The 18,047-nt window shown below is 60.7% G+C and carries 20 protein-coding genes and 1 riboswitch; of the genes, 10 read left to right on the forward strand and 10 right to left on the reverse strand.

Features of this window, described 5'->3' with window-relative positions; all coding sequences use genetic code 11:
* The first annotated feature begins 16 nt into the window (after positions 1 to 16).
* Together purT and V2B23_RS20360 are read left to right on the forward strand one after the other, a co-directional pair.
* Positions 17 to 1,270 (forward strand): formate-dependent phosphoribosylglycinamide formyltransferase, encoded by a 1,254-nt coding sequence (purT, locus tag V2B23_RS20355; protein ID WP_430952009.1) that lies wholly within the window; start codon positions 17 to 19, stop codon positions 1,268 to 1,270.
* The gene (locus V2B23_RS20360) at positions 1,267 to 1,749 is read left to right on the forward strand and encodes a DUF456 domain-containing protein (protein WP_430952010.1); all 483 of its coding nucleotides are present in this window, start codon (positions 1,267 to 1,269) and stop codon (positions 1,747 to 1,749) included. Before purT ends, V2B23_RS20360 begins: the two co-directional genes overlap by 4 nt.
* Here V2B23_RS20360 and V2B23_RS20365 read toward each other — a convergent pair.
* The gene (locus V2B23_RS20365; RefSeq protein ID WP_430952327.1) at positions 1,653 to 2,522 is read right to left on the reverse strand and encodes an amidohydrolase family protein; all 870 of its coding nucleotides are present in this window, start codon (positions 2,520 to 2,522) and stop codon (positions 1,653 to 1,655) included. The two genes, V2B23_RS20360 and V2B23_RS20365, sit on opposite strands and share 97 nt — an antisense overlap.
* Positions 2,523 to 2,640: 118 nt before the next feature.
* Positions 2,641 to 4,035 carry an FAD-dependent oxidoreductase gene (locus V2B23_RS20370; RefSeq protein WP_430952011.1) on the reverse strand — a complete coding sequence of 465 codons (1,395 nt, stop codon included), beginning with the start codon at positions 4,033 to 4,035 and terminating at the stop codon, positions 2,641 to 2,643.
* A gap of 229 nt (positions 4,036 to 4,264) precedes the next feature.
* On the opposite strand from V2B23_RS20370, the gene V2B23_RS20375 reads away from it, so the two are divergent.
* From V2B23_RS20375 to V2B23_RS20385, 3 genes are read left to right on the forward strand one after another with little or no spacing between them, the layout of a single operon-like run.
* On the forward strand, positions 4,265 to 4,690 hold the full coding sequence (locus V2B23_RS20375; protein WP_430952012.1) for a hypothetical protein: 426 nt from the start codon (positions 4,265 to 4,267) through the stop codon (positions 4,688 to 4,690).
* A gap of 38 nt (positions 4,691 to 4,728) precedes the next feature.
* Entirely contained in the window at positions 4,729 to 5,148 is a 420-nt protein-coding gene (locus V2B23_RS20380) for a rhodanese-like domain-containing protein (protein WP_033235808.1), read from the forward strand.
* Positions 5,145 to 6,368, forward strand: a complete 1,224-nt coding sequence (locus V2B23_RS20385) for an O-succinylhomoserine sulfhydrylase (RefSeq protein WP_430952013.1) — start codon at positions 5,145 to 5,147, stop codon at positions 6,366 to 6,368. The genes V2B23_RS20380 and V2B23_RS20385 overlap by 4 nt, the downstream gene beginning before the upstream one ends.
* Positions 6,369 to 6,421: 53 nt before the next feature.
* Here V2B23_RS20385 and V2B23_RS20390 read toward each other — a convergent pair whose 3' ends face one another.
* From V2B23_RS20390 to V2B23_RS20425, 8 genes are all read right to left on the reverse strand, one after another.
* Positions 6,422 to 7,012, reverse strand: coding sequence for an alternate-type signal peptide domain-containing protein (locus V2B23_RS20390; protein ID WP_430952014.1), 591 nt, complete (start codon positions 7,010 to 7,012; stop codon positions 6,422 to 6,424).
* A complete protein-coding gene (locus V2B23_RS20395) occupies positions 7,012 to 8,631 on the reverse strand; it encodes a signal peptidase I (protein ID WP_430952015.1) in 1,620 nt (539 codons plus the stop codon). The genes V2B23_RS20390 and V2B23_RS20395 overlap by 1 nt, the downstream gene beginning before the upstream one ends.
* 6 nt (positions 8,632 to 8,637) lie before the next feature.
* Entirely contained in the window at positions 8,638 to 9,237 is a 600-nt protein-coding gene (locus V2B23_RS20400) for a hypothetical protein (protein WP_430952016.1), read from the reverse strand.
* Complete coding sequence (locus V2B23_RS20405) at positions 9,224 to 9,883, reverse strand: signal peptidase I (protein ID WP_430952017.1); 660 nt, start codon at positions 9,881 to 9,883, stop codon at positions 9,224 to 9,226. Before V2B23_RS20405 ends, V2B23_RS20400 begins: the two co-directional genes overlap by 14 nt.
* Before the next feature lie 30 nt (positions 9,884 to 9,913).
* Positions 9,914 to 10,501 carry a hypothetical protein gene (locus V2B23_RS20410; RefSeq protein ID WP_430952018.1) on the reverse strand — a complete coding sequence of 196 codons (588 nt, stop codon included), beginning with the start codon at positions 10,499 to 10,501 and terminating at the stop codon, positions 9,914 to 9,916.
* 8 nt (positions 10,502 to 10,509) lie between these two features.
* Positions 10,510 to 11,085: an alternate-type signal peptide domain-containing protein gene (locus tag V2B23_RS20415; RefSeq protein ID WP_430952019.1), complete on the reverse strand. Its 576-nt coding sequence runs from the start codon at positions 11,083 to 11,085 to the stop codon at positions 10,510 to 10,512.
* A 285-nt stretch (positions 11,086 to 11,370) separates the two neighbouring features.
* Positions 11,371 to 12,183, reverse strand: a complete 813-nt coding sequence (locus V2B23_RS20420) for an HAD-IIA family hydrolase (protein WP_430952020.1) — start codon at positions 12,181 to 12,183, stop codon at positions 11,371 to 11,373.
* A 37-nt stretch (positions 12,184 to 12,220) separates the two neighbouring features.
* Positions 12,221 to 12,988, reverse strand: a complete 768-nt coding sequence (locus V2B23_RS20425) for a sulfite exporter TauE/SafE family protein (RefSeq protein ID WP_430952021.1) — start codon at positions 12,986 to 12,988, stop codon at positions 12,221 to 12,223.
* Between the two features lie 201 nt (positions 12,989 to 13,189).
* Positions 13,190 to 13,285, forward strand: a riboswitch (SAM riboswitch).
* Between the two features lie 212 nt (positions 13,286 to 13,497).
* On the opposite strand from V2B23_RS20425, the gene V2B23_RS20430 reads away from it, so the two are divergent.
* The 5 genes from V2B23_RS20430 to V2B23_RS20450 all read left to right on the forward strand — a co-directional run bounded on the left by V2B23_RS20430 (position 13,498) and on the right by V2B23_RS20450 (position 17,974).
* Entirely contained in the window at positions 13,498 to 14,472 is a 975-nt protein-coding gene (locus V2B23_RS20430; RefSeq protein ID WP_430952022.1) for an amino acid ABC transporter permease, read from the forward strand.
* The gene (locus V2B23_RS20435) at positions 14,469 to 15,254 is read left to right on the forward strand and encodes an amino acid ABC transporter ATP-binding protein (protein ID WP_430952023.1); all 786 of its coding nucleotides are present in this window, start codon (positions 14,469 to 14,471) and stop codon (positions 15,252 to 15,254) included. The genes V2B23_RS20430 and V2B23_RS20435 overlap by 4 nt, the downstream gene beginning before the upstream one ends.
* 62 nt (positions 15,255 to 15,316) lie before the next feature.
* Complete coding sequence (locus V2B23_RS20440; RefSeq protein ID WP_430952024.1) at positions 15,317 to 16,288, forward strand: ABC transporter substrate-binding protein; 972 nt, start codon at positions 15,317 to 15,319, stop codon at positions 16,286 to 16,288.
* A gap of 10 nt (positions 16,289 to 16,298) precedes the next feature.
* Positions 16,299 to 17,408, forward strand: a complete 1,110-nt coding sequence (locus V2B23_RS20445; protein ID WP_430952025.1) for an FAD-dependent oxidoreductase — start codon at positions 16,299 to 16,301, stop codon at positions 17,406 to 17,408.
* Between the two features lie 32 nt (positions 17,409 to 17,440).
* Complete coding sequence (locus tag V2B23_RS20450) at positions 17,441 to 17,974, forward strand: GNAT family N-acetyltransferase (RefSeq protein ID WP_430952026.1); 534 nt, start codon at positions 17,441 to 17,443, stop codon at positions 17,972 to 17,974.
* The last annotated feature ends 73 nt before the right edge of the window (positions 17,975 to 18,047 follow it).

Raw genomic sequence — 18,047 nt, forward strand, 5'->3', positions numbered from 1 at the left:
GCATATAGTCGCAGCCATGCAGCTTGATTCAACGCCGTCGGACCTTTCAGCACCGTCGCACCCTTCCTCGCTTCCACTCCGTTTCGGCACTCCGCTCGCGGAGAACGCGATCAGAGTGATGATGTTGGGATCCGGTGAACTGGGCAAGGAAGTTGTCATCGCGTTGCAGCGATTGGGCGTTGAGGTCATTGCGGTGGATCGGTACCCGGACGCACCCGGGCACCAGGTTGCGCACCGGGCTCACACCGTCGACATGACCGATCCCGATGCGCTGCTGGCCGTGATCGAACTGGAGAAGCCGCATTTTGTGGTGCCCGAGATCGAGGCAATCGCGACCGACGCGCTGGCCGTCGTCGAAGCTCGGGGTGAGACCGTGGTCATTCCCACGGCCAGGGCAACGCAGCTGACCATGAACCGCGAAGGTATCCGGCGACTTGCGGCCGAGGAACTGGGCTTGCCTACCTCGCCGTATGCATTTGCGAATTCACTCGACGAGGTTCGGGCTGCCACCGGACTCACCGGTTTTCCGTGCGTGATCAAGCCCGTCATGTCGTCCTCCGGTAAAGGGCAGTCGACGGTGCGCACTGCCGACGAACTCGAGTCAGCGTGGGATTACGCGATGGCCGGTGGACGTGTCAATCACGGCCGGGTCATCGTCGAGGGGTTTGTCGATTTCGATTACGAGATAACACAATTGACGGTCCGGGCGCTGGGCAGTGACGGCGCGATCGAGACGTCGTTCTGTGAACCCATCGGTCACCTGCAGCAGTCGGGCGATTACATCGAATCCTGGCAGCCGCAGCAGATGTCGGCGCTCGCCCTCGCTGCCGCCCGCGAGGTGTCCGAGAAAGTCACGTCGGCGCTTGGCGGTCGCGGAATCTTCGGCGTCGAGTTGTTCGTCAAAGGCGACAACGTGTACTTCTCCGAGGTGAGCCCACGTCCACATGACACCGGCCTGGTCACGCTGCGTACACAGCGGCTCTCCGAATTCGAATTGCACGCCCGCGCCATCCTGGGGCTCCCGGTCGATACGACGCTCACCTCGCCTGGTGCTTCAGCCGTCATCTACGGCGGTGTCGAAGCGCAGGCAATCGGATTCGACGGCGTCGCAGAGGCTCTCGCGGTGCCGGAGACCGATCTTCGGTTGTTCGGTAAGCCGGAAAGTTTCACGCGTCGACGGATGGGCGTTGCCGTCTCCGCTGCCGCAGATGTCGAGACTGCTCGCTCCCGCGCACGCGAGGCGGCGTCGAAGGTTCGCCCCGTCGGATGAGTCCGGCTGCGGAAGTTGTTGTCGGGCTGGCAATTCTGATCGGTCTGATCGGGGTGGTTGTGCCGATCCTGCCCGGAACACTGCTCATTCTGGCAGCAATTCTGGTGTGGGCGTTGATGACCGGTGGCGCGACCGCGTGGACTGTGTTCGCGGTGGCAGCACTGGCCCTCGTGGTCACCGGCGTTGTGAAGTACACGTGGCCCGGTCAGCGAATGCGTGCCGGGGGAGTGCCCAACCGCTCTGTCATGGTGGGCGGGCTCGTCGGCATCATCGGGTTCTTTGTCGTTCCGGTGGTGGGGCTGTTCCTGGGATTCATCGTGGGAACGTACGTTGCAGAACTAGCGCGGTTACGCAACGCCAACATCGCGTGGGCGTCGACGCTTCATGCGGTGAAAGCCGTGGGGTTGTCCATGGTGGTGGAGTTGTTCGGTGCGTTGATCGCGGCCGGGCTCTGGTTGGGCGCAGTCGTTTTCGTGTGAGCAGTTTTTCGGGCGTGAGCACTGGCTCGTTCGCACCGATACCAGGCGCGGGCGTTGCCGCCCATCACAGCCGGAAGATCGTCCCCGACGGCGTCGGCGATCACGTCGAGGTCGTGGATTTCGAAGGCGCGACGGGCGCGGGTTCCCGGCAGATCGGTGCCGAACATCAGTGCCTCGGGATTGACGGCGTGGATTTGACGGAGCACATCGCCGACATCGGAGATGGTGGTGCGTCCGAATCCGGTGGCTTTGACTCGTACCCCGCGGTCCACCAGGTTGAGGAGATACGGCAGGCCGCGCGTCGACATACCCAGGTGGTCGATCGACACAGCCGGCAGCTTTGCAAAAACCGGTTCGAGTGAGAGAAGTAGCGTCGCGTCGACGTAGAACTCGGCGTGCCAGCCGGCCAGATCGAAAGCCCGGTTTGCCAGGTCCGCGAGTTGACGCAGATCTGTTGCGCCGCGTCGGAGATTGAATCGGACTGCGCGAACACCCAGTGCGTCGAGGTCCACTATCTCTTTGTCGGTGACGTCGTCACCGAGTGCCGTGACGCCAACCCAGCCTGGGCCGAGTTCCGCGAGTGCCGTTTTGAGGTACTCCTGGTCAGTGCCCTGGTACGACGCCGTCACCACTGCTCCACCGTCCACGCTCAGCCCCTCGAGAGCCGCCACCCTGGACCGGTAATCGGGGACGGTGAACGGCTCGGGCAGGTAACCGTGATTCTCGACCAGCGGAAAGCGCGGGTCGATGATGTGAACATGGGCGTCAAACACGTCATTCATTTTGCACGCTGTCAATATGACCTCGAACAGACGACCGGCCCGATGTGACCTGGATCGCTACGTGGCGAATTTCAGTCATATCGGGCCGGTCTGTCTGCGATGCCTGTGGTTAAGCCTTCTCAGGCTCCGAGGCTTTCAGCATGTCGTGGCGCTCGACGACCTTGATGCGTTCGCGGCCTTCGGGTTCGCCGAGGCTGCGCTCGTGTGCATCGAGGCGGTACCAGCCCTGCCACGTCGTGTACGGCACCTGCTTGCCTTCGAGGAATTCGATGACGGCGTTCTCGTCGGGATGTGCGGCGCCGGCGAAGTCGGCCGAGTCCTCGAGGAGGTTCGCGACGGTTTCGTTCGCGTCACCCTTGGTGTGGCCGATGAGGCCGACGGGGCCGCGCTTGATCCAGCCGGTGACGTAGGTAGCCGGCATGAACCGGGCTGCGCCTTCGGCGTTGTCGTCGGCGACGACGCGTCCGGCATCGTTGGGGACGGTTCCGGCCTGGTCGTCGAACGGCAGCTGCGTGACGTTCTGCGACAGGTAGCCGACAGCGCGGTACACGGCCTGAACATCCCAGTCCTTGTAGGTGCCGGTGCCCTTGACGTTGCCGGTGCCGTCGAGTGCGGTGCGCTCGGTGCGCAGGCCAACTACCTTGCCGTCTTCACCGAGAACCTCGGTGGGGGATTCGAAGAAGTGCAGGAACAGCTTGTGCGGGCGGCTTCCGACGTCGCGGATTGCCCAGTCCTGCAGGGTGTTCGCGACCATGTCGACCTGCTTGGAGTTGCGCCGAGCCTGCTCCGAGCCCTCGTCGTAGTCGATGTCCTCGGGGTCGACGATGACCTCGATGGTCGGGGAATGGTCGAGCTCACGCAGTTCGAGAGGCGTGAACTTGGCCTGCGCGGGGCCGCGTCGTCCGAAGACGTGAACTTCGATGGCCTTGTTGTTCTTGAGGCCCTCGTAGACGTTGGCGGGGATCTCGGTCGGCAGCAGTTCGTCGCCGGTCTTGGCGAGGACGCGGGCGATGTCGAGGGCGACGTTGCCGACGCCGAGGACGGCAACCTTCTCTGCGGTGAGGGGCCATTCGCGGGCGACGTCGGGGTGGCCGTCGTACCAGGAGACGAAGTCGGCGGCGCCGTAGCTGCCGTCGAGGTCGATGCCCGGGATACCGAGGGCGCGGTCGGCGTTGGCGCCGGTGGAGAAGATAACCGCGTCGTAGAACGACTGGAGGTCGTCGAGGGTGATGTCGGTGCCGTAGTCGATGTTGCCGAGGAGGCGGACCTGCGGCTTGTCGAGGACCTTGTGCAGGGCGGTGATGATGCCCTTGATGCGCGGGTGATCAGGTGCGACGCCGTAGCGGATGAGACCGAAGGGCGCTGGCATGCGCTCGAAGAGGTCGATGCTGACACCGCGGCCGGAAACTGCGGTATCGGACTTCATGAGGGCATCGGCGGCGTAGATGCCGGCGGGGCCGGCGCCGACGATCGCGACCCGGAGTGGGCGGTTGGAGTCAGTCATCGTAAAGACAGCTACCTTCTTCGAAGTTCGGACAACGTATCGACAAGTATCCAATTTAGCCGAACCTAAGCACCGTGGAGTGTTTGCGGTTCGACCGGTACACACTTTCACCAGAATTGGCGTCGGTAAACCGTTTCTTTATTCAATTCTCCTTCAAGTCCGGTTCGAAGCGGTAGGGGTCCACTACTTGACGGGCCACAAGCTGAGTTTGTGGGGGACTATTGGGTTCATGAATGACCAGCGTGACGATTCCGGCAACTCCGAAAGCAAGACAGCCTCGGCAGGGCCGTTCATCCTGGCAGTGGCAATTGTCGCGCTGATCCTCGGCGGAATTTTTGTCTCGTCCTGGATGTCCCCAGCCGAGGAAAACGTCAGCGAAGAGGACCGCATCAGCAGGGTGGTCGCGGACTACGTCTCCGCTCACAACGAGAACGACACCAAGACGCTCCAGACCCTCACCTGCGCAAACTTCGATCCGGAGACCGGACCACTCGCCGATACCGAAGGTGACGTCGAGATGCAGGGCATCAACGAATCGGTGGTCAGCGGTGACCGCGCAACTGTCGACGTTCGGCTCTCCGGTGGCGGCCAGGATCAGCGCGTCGAGGTCTGGACACTCACGCGCGACGGCGAAGGCTGGGATATCTGCACCTGATCGCCCACACAATCCGGTCTTGTGAAAACATGGACAACGTGAGTTACGCAGGCGATCTGACGCCGGAGCAAGCCTGGGAGCTGCTCCGCGAAAACCCCGAGGCAGTGCTCGTCGACGTGCGCACCGACGCAGAGTGGAAGTACGTCGGTATCCCCGACGTCACGTCGCTCGGTAACTCGGCTGTGCAGATCGAATGGGTGAGCTACCCGAACGGTGCACGCAACGACAACTTCGTCGACGAGTTGAAGGAATCCGGTGTTGTCCCCGGGTCCGGGAAACCCGTGATCTTCCTGTGTCGATCCGGTCAGCGATCGATCGGGGCTGCAGAAAGTGCGACAGCGGCGGGCATCGGTCCGTCGTACAACGTGCTCGACGGGTTCGAAGGCGGTTTGGATGCCGACGGACATCGTGGAGTTGTAGGTTGGCGGGCCATCGGCCTGCCGTGGAGGCAGCAGTGAGCGGAATTCCCCAGGGCGGCGCTTTTCAACGGGCGTTGCCGGACGACGTAGGTCTTGGCACGCTCGGTGTCCGCGGCGGATTGATGCGAACGGGCTTCGAGGAAACCTCCGAAGCGCTGTTCCTCAACTCCGGATTTGTCTACGAGAGTGCAGAAGCCGCCGAACAAGCCTTCACCGGTGAAGTAGACCATTTTGTCTACTCCCGCTACGGCAATCCGACAGTCAAGATGTTCGAAGAGCGTCTGCGCCTCATCGAAGGCGCTGAAGCGTGCTTTGCGACGGCCAGCGGAATGTCCGCTGTATTCACGGCGTTGGGCGCGTTGTTGGGCAATGGTGACCGATTGGTCGCCGCTCGCAGCCTCTTCGGTTCCTGCTTTGTCGTATGCAACGAAATCCTCCCGCGCTGGGGAGTCGAGGTTGTTTTTGTCGACGGTGAAGACAACGCGCAGTGGGAAGAAGCGCTCTCGGTGCCGACCACGGCAGTATTCTTCGAGACGCCGTCCAATCCGATGCAGTCTTTGGTGGACGTACGACGCGTATCCGAACTCGCGCATGCTGCCGGTGCAAAGGTAGTGCTGGACAACGTCTTTGCGACGCCGCTTCTGCAGCGCAGCTTGGACTTGGGTGCCGACGTCGTTGTGTACTCCGGTACCAAGCACATCGACGGTCAGGGCCGTGTCCTCGGTGGCGCGATCCTCGGAACCGAGGAATACATCAGCGGTCCCGTTCGAGAACTGATGCGGCACACCGGACCTGCGCTGAGCCCCTTCAACGCCTGGACTCTGCTCAAGGGACTCGAGACCATGCCGGTTCGTATCCGGCATTCCGTAGCGTCGGCACTCGAGATCGCCGAATTCCTCGAAGCGCATCCGGGCGTCAAGTGGGTCAAGTACCCGTACCTGACTTCGCACCCGCAGCATGAACTTGCGAAAGCTCAAATGAGCGGCGGCGGAACAGTTGTCACGTTCGAGCTCAATGCGCCCGATGGTGAGGGCAAGAAGCGGGCATTCGAGGTTCTGAACGGTCTCAGGGTTGTCGACATCTCCAACAACCTGGGCGATTCCAAGTCTCTGATCACCCATCCCGCCACCACGACTCACCGGGCCATGGGTCCGGAAGGGCGTGCGGCAGTGGGTATTACAGATGGTGTTGTGCGCCTGTCCGTCGGTCTTGAAGACACGGTAGATCTGTTGGCGGATCTGAAGCGCGCGCTGGGTTAGTCGCGTTGTAACCCGCGGAGAGCTTCGTGGGTGCTGCCGTCGAAGCTCTCCGATCAGGTTGGCGCCAATTGTTGGGTGACGAGGCTGAGTCCAGCCATATTCAGGGTTCCACCTGCGCTGAGTGGGTCGTTCGGAAGGATCGTGAACGCCACGGTCACCAAGACATCTTGTCCGTTCTGCGCCGACGTGAGGTCGCTGCGGATCTTGGGAGTCAGTGTGCTGTTGTACAACTCGACGTTAGCCTGCGTTGATACGTAAGTTCGGAACGCGTTGACCGTGGACGGCAGTGTGCCACCTGCAAGCGACGGGTCCGCGGTGACCGAGGCACGCAATCGTGGACCGGTGGCCGACACCGGTGAGTAGCAGTAATAGACGTAGTCGTAGCCCGCGCGGAGGCGGTAGGTTGCGATATTCGCGATCTCGACATATTCGTTCGGGTTGGGATCTGGAGCCGGCACGAACACTCTTTCGGACCACCCACTGACTCCGTCTTTGACGCACGGTCCCAGTGACAACGTGCCGGCTGTGACCGTCGCGCCCGAAAGCGTTTCCTGGTCGACCCATTTCGCGAGAGAGTTCCCCCCGCCCACCATGACGACCAGCGCGACGGTCGCTGCAAGCGCACCCTTTATCTGTCTCTGCATCAGGGCACCAAGTCCTCGATCTCGGCCGGAAGCTCGCCCGTTGCGGTCTGTCGCAGCCCTGTTCCCGCTGTGAATTCCACGAATTCCGCTCCTGCGGTGCCGATGATCCACAACTGGTTGGTGCCGGAGAGCCAGTGCAGTACATCGGTCGATTCGACGGAAGTGCGATAAATCCGAGTGCCGAGCGCGTCGTACACGTCGAGGAAAATACCTGTATCGCTGTGGATTCTGCGGGCAGTGTATGAATCCGGACCTGTTGAGACGAGGTCGGATCCGACCTGTGTTTCAGTCGGGGGCGGGGTAGTTGTTGTCGTCGTTGTGATCTCGGTAGTGGTACTGATTTCCGGTGTTGTGCTGGTGGTTGTGGTCGGCGTTGTTGTGGTCGACATTGTTGTGGATGGAGTCGGTTCGGTTGTACCGGTCGTGGTGGTTGCCGTCGCTGTGGTTGCCGTAGCTGTGGTTGTTGGTGCCGGACTAGTGGTTACTGTCGACTGAGTCGATGTGGGCGTGGGCGCACTGGCAGCCATTCTGCTGGCGGCGCTGGTTCCGGAAATCATGGAGCCGCAATATGTTCCACCGAGGAGGAAACCTTTGTCCAATGTGAAACCCGTCCATGTGGGGGCCGTCAGTCCGTTTTCAATCGAGTAGATCCGTACTGTAGACGAGCCGCTCAGATCGAGAAGCGCGGGTGGGAGCGTGATGTCGACGGTGGTGGCGCTCTGCGTGTTGTCGCTATAGGTGACGCCGTCGGGGTCGAGTACCAGGATGCGATAGGTGTAGATTCCTGCACCTGGCGCCGTCCACGTGATTCGGGCGCCAGAGGAAAGAAAGCCGGGTGAAAAGTTCACACATGTGAAGGTCTGAACTGTGGCGAACTGGCCGGTCTTTGCGGTTGCGGTGTCGGTGATCATGGCGGCGGTGTTGCCGATCGGTGACATCGCAAGCAGTGCGCCCAGCCCGGCAGCTGTAACGAGGATCAATTCCCGTTGTCGCCAGGGTGCGGTGAGGATGCTCGACGAGGCGTGTGCTGAACGTGAACGAGGCGAATTATGTTCGGGCGCAGTCGGCGTGCCGTTGTGTATCTGCTCTGCAGGCGTGCCGCCCTTCGGCGGTCCTTCGCCGCGTGATGCCGGATGAAAGGCCGTCATCAACAGGGCTCCGGCAAACAAACCGCCGACGAAGATTCCGATCGGGCCCGACAGCCACGCCAGTACATAGCCGACTCGGCTCATGCTGAATACAACCAGGTCTGCGTCGGCCACCGCGTATGTTTCGCTGTCGGGAGCATTGTTGGCGTCACCTTTGAGCGTCAGTGACGACAGATTATTGTCCAGTTGGTCGATTCCGTACACACGGTGAGTGAGTCTTTCACCGGCGCTGGTGGTGACACTGACAATGTCGCCAACCGATAATTCGGATACCGGTTGGGATTTCACAAATGCCAACGAACCCGTCGGTATTGCGGGAGACATCGAGCCGGATCGAAATACGACGGGTTTGACTCCGAAGACCAATGACAATGCGGTGGCGACGATGCACAGAATTCCGAGGACGGCACCTGTTGTCAGTGCAGCTTGCTTGAATCGATTGATCGTGTCCGGACGGTTGGGATGTGACATATCGATTCAGACCGCCGATCCCGCGATGTTCAGTTGCGTATAGGGAAGGTTTCCGCCCGCCGGCGTACCTGCGACCAGGGTCATTTTCACGCACAGAGTCGAGCTGGCCCCAGCGCCCAGCGTCACAGGGGCTATGAGGAGTGTCGTTGTGCTACCACCGCCGACCAGCGAGAGTTCTGCCTTTTGTGCAGTGCCAGTGCAGCTCGATCCGGTGGAGATACCGCCCAAATACGCTGAGATTTTCAGCGCCGCAGCAAAACTCGGTGGCGTCGATACCGGAGATTGAGCTGTGATGTTGACAGAGGTGCTGAGGGTTCCCGTGTTCCTCACGGTCAGGCTCTGCGTCACAGCGGTAGCCGATGTCATGGCGCTCGAGGACAGGTTGATCGTGATGTTGTCTCCCTCGGTCACGTCCGTGCTCGATGCGACTATGTTGACAGTTCCCGCGGAGAAGTCTCCTGACGTGGATGTGGCTGTTGCGCCCCAGGCTGCCATGGTGGTCAGGGTGCCGACTCCGAGCACCATGCCGAGTGAGAGCAGCGCCCGAATGCGAGTGCTTCGGGCTCCGGAAAAGGATTGGAGCAACGAGCTGTTATTGCCCGCCATGACTAACACCATCTTTCAGCGAAGTGGCTTCCGAACTTATGATGTCAGCGCAGTCGTCTGATGCGGATCCTTTTGCCTCGCTTCGATTCTTGTTGCGAGAGCGCAGGCTCTCACGTGTTCCACTGGCGATCATGTAGAACGCGTACGCACCCAGAGCGCCGACGACAACGGTGAGGATGATCTTGCGCTGGTCGCCGGTCAGCCAGCTGTTGACGTGCCCGAGGTAGGGGACCGAATACCACACCTTGCCGCGAATCTGTACGGGGAGTACCGGCTTCTCGTCAGGGGTGTTGTTGGCGTCGCCCTGTGTGATGAAGGTGCGCTCGCCTTTGGTGTTGATGCTCATCGAGATGATCCGATGCGTGACAACAGTCGGTTGGCCTGATTCGAGTTGGTAGGTGATGGGCATGCCGACTGTCAGATCGCCCTCGTCCACAGGTTTGACAACTATGAGCGTGCCCGGCTCGTAGGTGGGGCGCATCGAGCCCGTAAGGATCGTAAATCGTTGTGAGCCTGTGACAATCGGTATCACGATCGTGACGACGATGACCGCGCACAGAGCGAACAGCAGAACCCAGGTCACAACTGAGCTGACCCACCACAGCGGGCCGGTCCGTTCGCGTCGATGGGAGTGTTTTGTAGTCATTCGCTTGTCGCCTGTCATCTCGATCGAGTCCTACACCTGTACTGCCGTGAAGGTGAAGACGAGCTTGGTCGACACCCCGCCCGTTGTGGTTCCTGTCATGTTCACCGACGCGCGCATGCACCAAACGGTGGAACTTCCACTGGTCAAAGAGATTCCGGTGTCCGTGGGTCCGCCGTATTTGGCAGCTGTTGCCAGTCCGGAATAGATCGGGGTTCCGGGAAGGGCTGTGGCTGTCGTAGCGGTGTTCGGACAGGCTGCGGCGCCCGTGACGGTCGAGATCTTGAGGTCGAGAACCGGATTTGTACTGGTGGCGGCCACGGAGGCCAATCTGAACCGCAGCCCGGAGGCGTTGGTTGCCGGGTTCACGATGGTCAGCGGCATCTGCACGGCGGTTGTAGCCGCCATCCCAGTGCCCGCGAACGTGCTCCAGGTGTAGGTGCTGGCGGCGTTGGCAACCGTGGAACCCACCTTGAGTGCGAACGTGCTCGAGCCTGCTGTCAGTACGTCGTTGCTGATCGGGGCAGCGGACTTCCACAGCGCGCCGGTGCCTTGCGCTGATGCGAACATCAACACAATCACCGACGCGCCCGCAAGGGCTCCCCAAGCTCTCCCTTTCATGGATCGTTTTATGCCGGGATGGCTTGCTGTTGCAGCTTGATGGCGAGGTTCGACAAGTTGATCGACGCGCCCTGAGCCACAAGAAGCTGAACGTCAGCGAAGGTCAATGTGACCTTCACCGTCACAGGTTTGCCGTTGTCGGCTTCGGTCAGTGGGGATGCAGCCGTGACTGGGGTGCCGCCTACGGTCACCACCGTGGTTGCCGTGATGTTGTCCTTGAGTTGATTCGCGGTGGCTCCAGGAGCTGCCGTCGTGCCGGCTGTAATAGTGCTCGCATCCGCTGCGATCGTTGCGGCGAGGCGATCACCGTCTGCAGTGATAGAAGTTGTGCAATCGAAGGTGAGCACTTCGGTCGGCACAATTCGCCATGCGGTGATATCCGCAATCGGCTTCACGGTGGGGAACGTGGACTGCCACCCGGTCCCGGCCACTGGGGCGCAAGGAGCGAGCTGCAACGTGCCCGCTGTTATAGCGCCGCCGCCGACAACTTCACTGTCACTCCACATTGCGAGTGAACCTGCACCGCCGAGGAGTAGTGCAACCGCGGCCGCTGCCGCAATTGCACCCTTTGTCTGTTTCTTCATGGAGAGCTCATTTCTGGGGAGTCCGAATTGGGTCGTTCAGAAATGAGTATCAGCCATGGCAAACGATTCGTTACCTGTTTTGAAAAGAATATTTCGCCCAAATTGAAATTTTTGGTTTGAACTGGGAAAAGCTGCCTACCAGGCACTAGTCACCGGTTTGTTAGTTCAACGTTGAAGAAACCTCCCGTTTGTCCAAGTCGACAAAGGTTTGCCGTTTCCTTTGTTTTGCATTATTAATTCGGCTGGTTAATTACTTGTTCTATTGAGGGCGATATGTCCGAATTGTCATTGTTTAGTGCTACGAAAAGGATCCGTCGTATTTCCGACAAGGGCGGCGACGGATTCCAGAACAATGGTCGGGCGATATGGGTACAGCTCCACGGACGCCGGTGTCGAGATCCCGGTCATGACGAGGATGGTCTGCAAGCCGGCCTCCAGGCCACACACGATGTCGGTGTCCATCCGGTCGCCGATCATCAGGGTGTTGGCTGAATGAGCGCCGATGGACCGCAGTGCGGATCGCATCATGAGGGCATTCGGCTTGCCGACGTAGTACGGGTCGCGTCCCGTGGCTTTGGTGATCAAGGCGGCAACCGAACCGGTGGCAGGCAACGAACCCTCCCGTGAGGGCCCGGTGGCGTCGGGATTGGTGGCAATGAACCGCGAGCCTCGCTCGACCAATCTGATGGCGGTGGTGATGGCCTCGAACGAGTAGGTGCGGGTTTCTCCCAGGACGACGTAATCGGGATCGCTGTCCGTCAGGACGTATCCGATGTCGTGCAGCGCCGTGGTCAGGCCGGATTCGCCGACCACGTACGCGCTGCCTCCCGGTCGTTGATTTGCGAGGAAGGTGGCGGTCGCCAGCGCTGACGTCCAGATGGACTTCTCCGGGATGTCGAGACCGGAGTTGAGTAGACGTGCCCGTAAGTCTCGTGGCGTTCTGATCGAGTTGTTGGTCAGCACCATGTACGGGATGTTGTTCGCTGCAAGTTCGGCGAGGAACGTATCCGCTCCCGGTATCAAGTGTTCTTCGTGAACAAGGACCCCGTCCATGTCCATGAGGTAGGTCCACTGGGTTTCATTCGCGGTTTTGGTCATGCTTCAAGTATGTGGGAACGGCGTCCGGCGTGGGCGGTCAAGCGAGTAGACGCCACAGTCCGATCAGGCCGACGACGACAATCGTGTACCGCAGCGCAGTGGGAGACAGGCGTCGCCCGTAGCGGGCTCCGAGTACACCGCCGCCGAGCGAGCCGACAGCGATCAAACCGGCTGCTGCCCAATTGATCTGGTCGAAGGCCAAGCTGATGTACATCACCGCGGCGACGATGTTGACGAGTAGTGAGAGCAGGTTCTTCGCGCCGTTCATGCGCTGCAGGGTTTCGGGAAGGATGGCACCCATCACACCGATCAGGAGGATGCCCTGTGCGGCGGTGAAATAGCCGCCGTAGATACCGACGGCAAATGTGCCCGCAGTCAGGAGCATCAACCGTGTGGTCGACAACGTTGTCTCTTCGGTCGAGCGCTTCTTCGCCCACGCCTGGATCCGTGGTTGGAGGAGGACGAGAGCGAGCGCCAGGATCAGCAATACCGGAACTATGGTCTCGAACAACTTCTCGGGTAGGTGCATCAGCAACCACGAGCCGAGCAGCGCCCCGGCGAGCGACGCCGGAATCTGCCACCGAAGCCGGTCCCACTGCCCCGACAATTCGCGTCGGTAACCCCAGGTGCCGGAAACACCCCCGGCGACCAGGCCGACGGCATTGGACATCGTCGCGGTGACCGGAGGCATGCCGAAAGCCACGAGCGTGGGGAACGTGATCAGAGTTCCACTGCCCACCACGGCGTTGATCGCCCCGGCACCGATACCTGCCACGAGAATAAAAAATGCGTCCAGTCCGCTCACTCCGCAGACGGTACTGCAGGGCGATTCGGGGGTGAGCGGTGGCTCGCGGGCGCCGGATGCGGCTCATCTATTCAACACTGCCTTCGCCGCTTTCGGGAGGCTTGCGATCAGCCTGATTTCAACATGCATAGTTCCCTATTTCCCTTGTCTCGCAGGGAAATACAACATTTGACGACCGGGGATTCTGCGTCTACTCTTTGCTCACCATCTCGAGCGACCGAGAGACCTGGCTCATCGACGTCGCAGCAACCCCCCGAGTAATCGGGAGCGGGTGCTTTCTGCCAGGACCGATGGAAGGCATCACATGGGTATCACTCGCTGCGCCGGTATTGCTTCGTGCGCCGGTTCGAACGCGTACGCACCGCACCGTCGACGTCACATCGACCTGCGTCGTACCGCATCGTGTCACTGTCGCTGACCGAAATTCTCTGCACTGGAAATTCGTCGCGCAGCAATCCCATATTCCGAAAGGTCTATTTTGTGATGTCCACTCCGTCAGGCAGCGCGCCGTGAGCGCGCCCACCGAGGTCCGCCCCGAGAAGTCGGTAGCCGAGCCTCAGCTTTCCGACTCGGAACTTGTTGTTGCCCGCACCTGGCATCCGTTCCAATGGGTGGTCAGTGCGATAGTACTGATCCTGCTGGCCCAGTTCATTCATGGTCTTGTGGTGAATCCCGGCTGGGACTGGCCGACGTTCGCGCAGTACTTCACCGCGAAGTCGGTGCTTGCCGCATTGTGGGTGACGATCAAACTGACCTTGTGGGGAACGATCCTCGGGTTCGGACTCGGAGTCGTGCTGGCGCTTGGTCGACTGTCGAATAATCCGGTTCTGCAGGTGATCGCCTGGACTTATATCTGGGCGTTCCGCTCGATTCCACTGATCGTGCAGTTGCTCTTCTGGTTCAACATCACCTATCTCTACCAAACGCTCTCTCTCGGAATACCGTTCGGGCCGGAATTCTTCACGTTTCAGACCAGCGGAGTCATCGGCGGATTCACCGCAGCTGTCATCGGTTTAGCGCTGCATCAGGCTGCGTACTCCGCGGAGATCATCCGCTCCGGCATAATCTCGGTGGATCACGGGCAGATCGAAGCTGCTCATTCGCTCGGGATTCCTCGCCGACGCCAGTTCTTCAAGATCATTCTGCCGCAGGCGATGCGGGCGATTCTTCCCAATGCCGCGAACGAAGTGATCGGGTTGTTCAAGGGGACGTCTATCGTCTCGACGATGGCAATCGCCGAACTGTTCTACCAAGTACAGGTCATCTTCGGGCGCAACGGACGAGTGGTGCCGCTCCTGATGGTTGCAACACTCTGGTACATCATCCTCACGACGCTGCTCTCGATCGGCCAGTACTACGTCGAACGTCATTACGCTCGCGGCTCGGCGCGAGCACTTCCGTTGACGCCTCTGCAGAAGGCGCGCAACAAATTCAACGAGATTCGTGATGCGCGTCTCGACATTCCGAGGGGTGCGACCCGATGACCGCGGAATTGATCGAAGACAACGTCTACGCCGTCGAGGCGCGGGGCATCCACAAGTCGTTCGGTTCACTGGAAGTGCTTGCCGGCGTGGATCTCCTGGTCCGCAAGGGCGAGGTGACCGTCATTCTCGGGCCGTCGGGTTCGGGAAAATCCACTCTGCTGCGCACCCTGAATCACCTGGAGAAGGTCGACCGGGGAACAGTGCGGATCGACGGGGAACTGATCGGATACCGGCGCAAGGGAAATCGGCTACACGAACTGCGCGATCGCGAAATCCTGAAGCAACGCTCGCACATCGGTTTCGTGTTCCAGAACTTCAACCTGTTTCCCCATCTCACCGCTCTCGAAAATGTAGTGGAAGCCCCGCTGTCGGCGCAGAAGCGTGATCGCGAAGACGTGTACCGAGAGGCGCGGATCTTACTCGAACGAGTCGGTGTGGGAGACAAAGCCGATCAGTATCCACGTCAACTCTCCGGTGGCCAACAGCAGCGAGTTGCCATTGCTCGAGCCTTGGCACTGCGGCCGGCGGTGATTCTCTTCGACGAACCGACGTCGGCACTGGACCCGGAACTGGTTGGTGAAGTTCTCGAAGTTCTTGCCCAACTCGCTCGTGACGGTGCCACGTTGATCATCGTCACGCACGAAGTCGGCTTCGCCCGCGAGGTAGCGGACACCGCAGTCTTCATGGACGGCGGCGTCATCGTCGAACAGGGCCCGCCCTCGCAGGTGATCGACAATCCCGTCCACGAACGAACCAAAGCTTTTCTCTCCCGCGTCCTCTGACGACACGGTCGACGGTTATGACGCCGTCACCACACAGACACTTCCCCGAAAGGCACACACTGATGTTCTCTCGATCCCGCCGCGCCACGTTTCTGATCTCGGCTCTCGCCACTGTCGGACTGCTCAGCGCTGGATGCAGCAGTGCGGACGCGGAGTCCGACGGCAGCCAGGTCACTGCAGCCGCGGGTTACAACCTCACCGCAGAGCAGAATCGCATCACCACCGCGAAAGTCGATTCCATCGCTGCCGAGGTGCCTGCGGACATCCGCGACAGCGGCACCCTGCGAGTGACCGGTAGCGCCGGATCTGCTCCGCCGCTTCGCTTCTACGCTGACGATGACAAAACTCTCATCGGATCGGAGACCGACTTCGCCTACCTGATCGGCGATGTACTCGGGTTGAAGGTAGACCTGCAGACGGCTGACTGGGCACAGAACTTCGTCCGGATCGACTCTGGTGAAGCCGACGCGTTCCTCTCCAATGTGACTGTCACAGAGGAACGTAAGGAGAAGTACGACTTTGCCACCTACCGCCTCGATACCCTCGCGTTCGAGGCCAAAAAGGGTGCCGGGGTCTCCATCACGGAACCCAAGGACATTGCGGGTCTGAAGATCGCGGTGGGTTCCGGGACCAATCAGGAAGCGCTGCTGGTCAAGTGGAACGAGCAGAACGTCGCGGCCGGTCTGGCACCTACCGATATCTCCTACTATCAGAACACCACTGACTACTACCTCCCGCTGCAGTCCGGTCGCATCGATGCTTACTTCGGACCGAACCCGTCGTCGCAGTTCCATGCCAAGCAGTCGGGTGAAACCGAGGTGGTCGGGGAATTCTCCGGTGCGGGCGACACCCTGCAAGGACAGATCGCCGTGCTGGTGAAGAAGGACAACGGCCTGATCAAGGCAATCAACGACGCCATCAACCACACCATCGAGAACGGCACGTACCAGCAGATTCTCGAGCGCTGGAACATCACCGGTGAAGCCGTCGACACGTCGCTGATCAACCCGCCCGGCCTTCCGAAGACCAAGTGAGCATCCGCAAATGAGTGAGATCTTCGATGCGATCGTCATCGGCGGAGGGCTTGTCGGGTCCTCTGCCGCGTGGCGGCTCGCGGCGCGCGGGCACAGCGTCGTGCAGCTCGAGCAGTTCACGCCGGGGCACAAGCACGGTGCGTCCCATGGCACGTCACGTATCTACCGGCAGGCATACGACAATCACCTGTACACCGCGCTGGCAGCGTCGGCCCTTCCGCTGTGGCAGGAGTTGGAAACAACAACGGACATCGGGTTTCTGGAACTGACGGGCGCCGTCGACCATGGGCTGCCCGTTGCCGTCCTGACCAAGTCGCGGGTGCTTGTCGAAGCGGGTATCAAGGGCGAGATCCTCACTCCAGCCGAAGCGTCGGCCCGCTGGCCGGGGCTGCGATTCGATACAACCGTCCTGCATCACCGCGATGCGGGCAGGCTGCACGCGGACCGCGCCGTCGTTGCACTCGAAGCGGGTTCACGGTTCGAGGGCGCTGACGTCCGCCACAACACGCGGGTCCAGGCAGTTGCCGAGGCGTCGTACGGCGTCGACGTGATCACGGACGACGGGACGCTGCGAGCGCGGCACGTAGTGATTGCCGCCGGCGCGTGGACCGCGGAATTGATCGAGCGAAGCGAACTCGGCGCACAGGTCGTGTTGCCGACTTTGCGTACGACGCAGGAACAACCGGCACATTTTGCGCCCCTCGATCCTGGAACGGAGTGGCCGAGCTTTGTTCATCATCCCGGTGCAGAGCTGGACACAGCCGGGATCTACGGACTCGGTTCCGAAGACGGCATCAAGATCGGCGAGCATGCGACGGGGCCGGAGGTGACTCCGCAGACTCGTAGCTACACGCCCGACATCGCCGGCGAACAGCGTCTGGTCGACTATGCCGAAGCGTGGTTGCCGGGTGTCGATTCAACCCAGGTCGAGTCCCTGACCTGCCTGTACACCAGCACACCTGACAGCAATTTTGTGATCGACAGGGTCGGTGCGATCACCGTCGCCGCAGGTTTCTCCGGACACGGATTCAAATTCGGGCCGGCGTTGGGTGAGCTGGTGGCCGATCTGGTGGAAGGAAATACTCTGTCGCCGCAGCAATTCCAGCTAGGGGTGCGGTGAATGCGGCGCAAGGAAACCGAAAGGAAGGTCACATGAGTGTCGAGATTGCGGGAATCGGCGGCGTAGAGGTGCGGTCGGTGTCGCAGAACGATCCGCTGGCAGCTCCGCTCATCGCGGAATTGGCGGTGGAATACAGTTCGCGATACGGCGGTACGCGTGACGAGGTGTTCGAAGATCTCACAACCTATCCGGCCGAGGAGTTTGCACCGCCGCACGGAGCGTTGCTGGTTCTCACGCTCGGTGATCAAGCCATCGCCGGTGGCGCGTTTCGTCAATTCGATTCCACAACAGCCGAACTGAAAAGAATCTGGACGTCGGCTGCTTTTCGTCAGCGTGGCCTCGGAAAGATCGTTGTCCGGGAGTTGGAGTCCGAGATCGCAGCTCGGGGATACAACCGGGTCTATCTCACAACCGGTCCACGCCAACCCGAAGCGGTCGCGCTCTACCTGTCATGTGGCTACGCGCCGCTGTACGACACCGCGCTGTCACCGCTCGACGTGGGAATTCACCCATTCGAGAAGAAGCTACGGGTACGGCATGACTACGACCGGCGGGTATCGGCATGAGCGCGGCGCGGTTCCCGAAAATGTGGCGTAGCCTGCAATTCCTACTGAACGAGTTGACAACTCGCGATCATCT

This window comes from Rhodococcus sp. 24CO (genome assembly GCF_050586165.1).
Lineage (GTDB): Bacteria > Actinomycetota > Actinomycetes > Mycobacteriales > Mycobacteriaceae > Rhodococcus_F.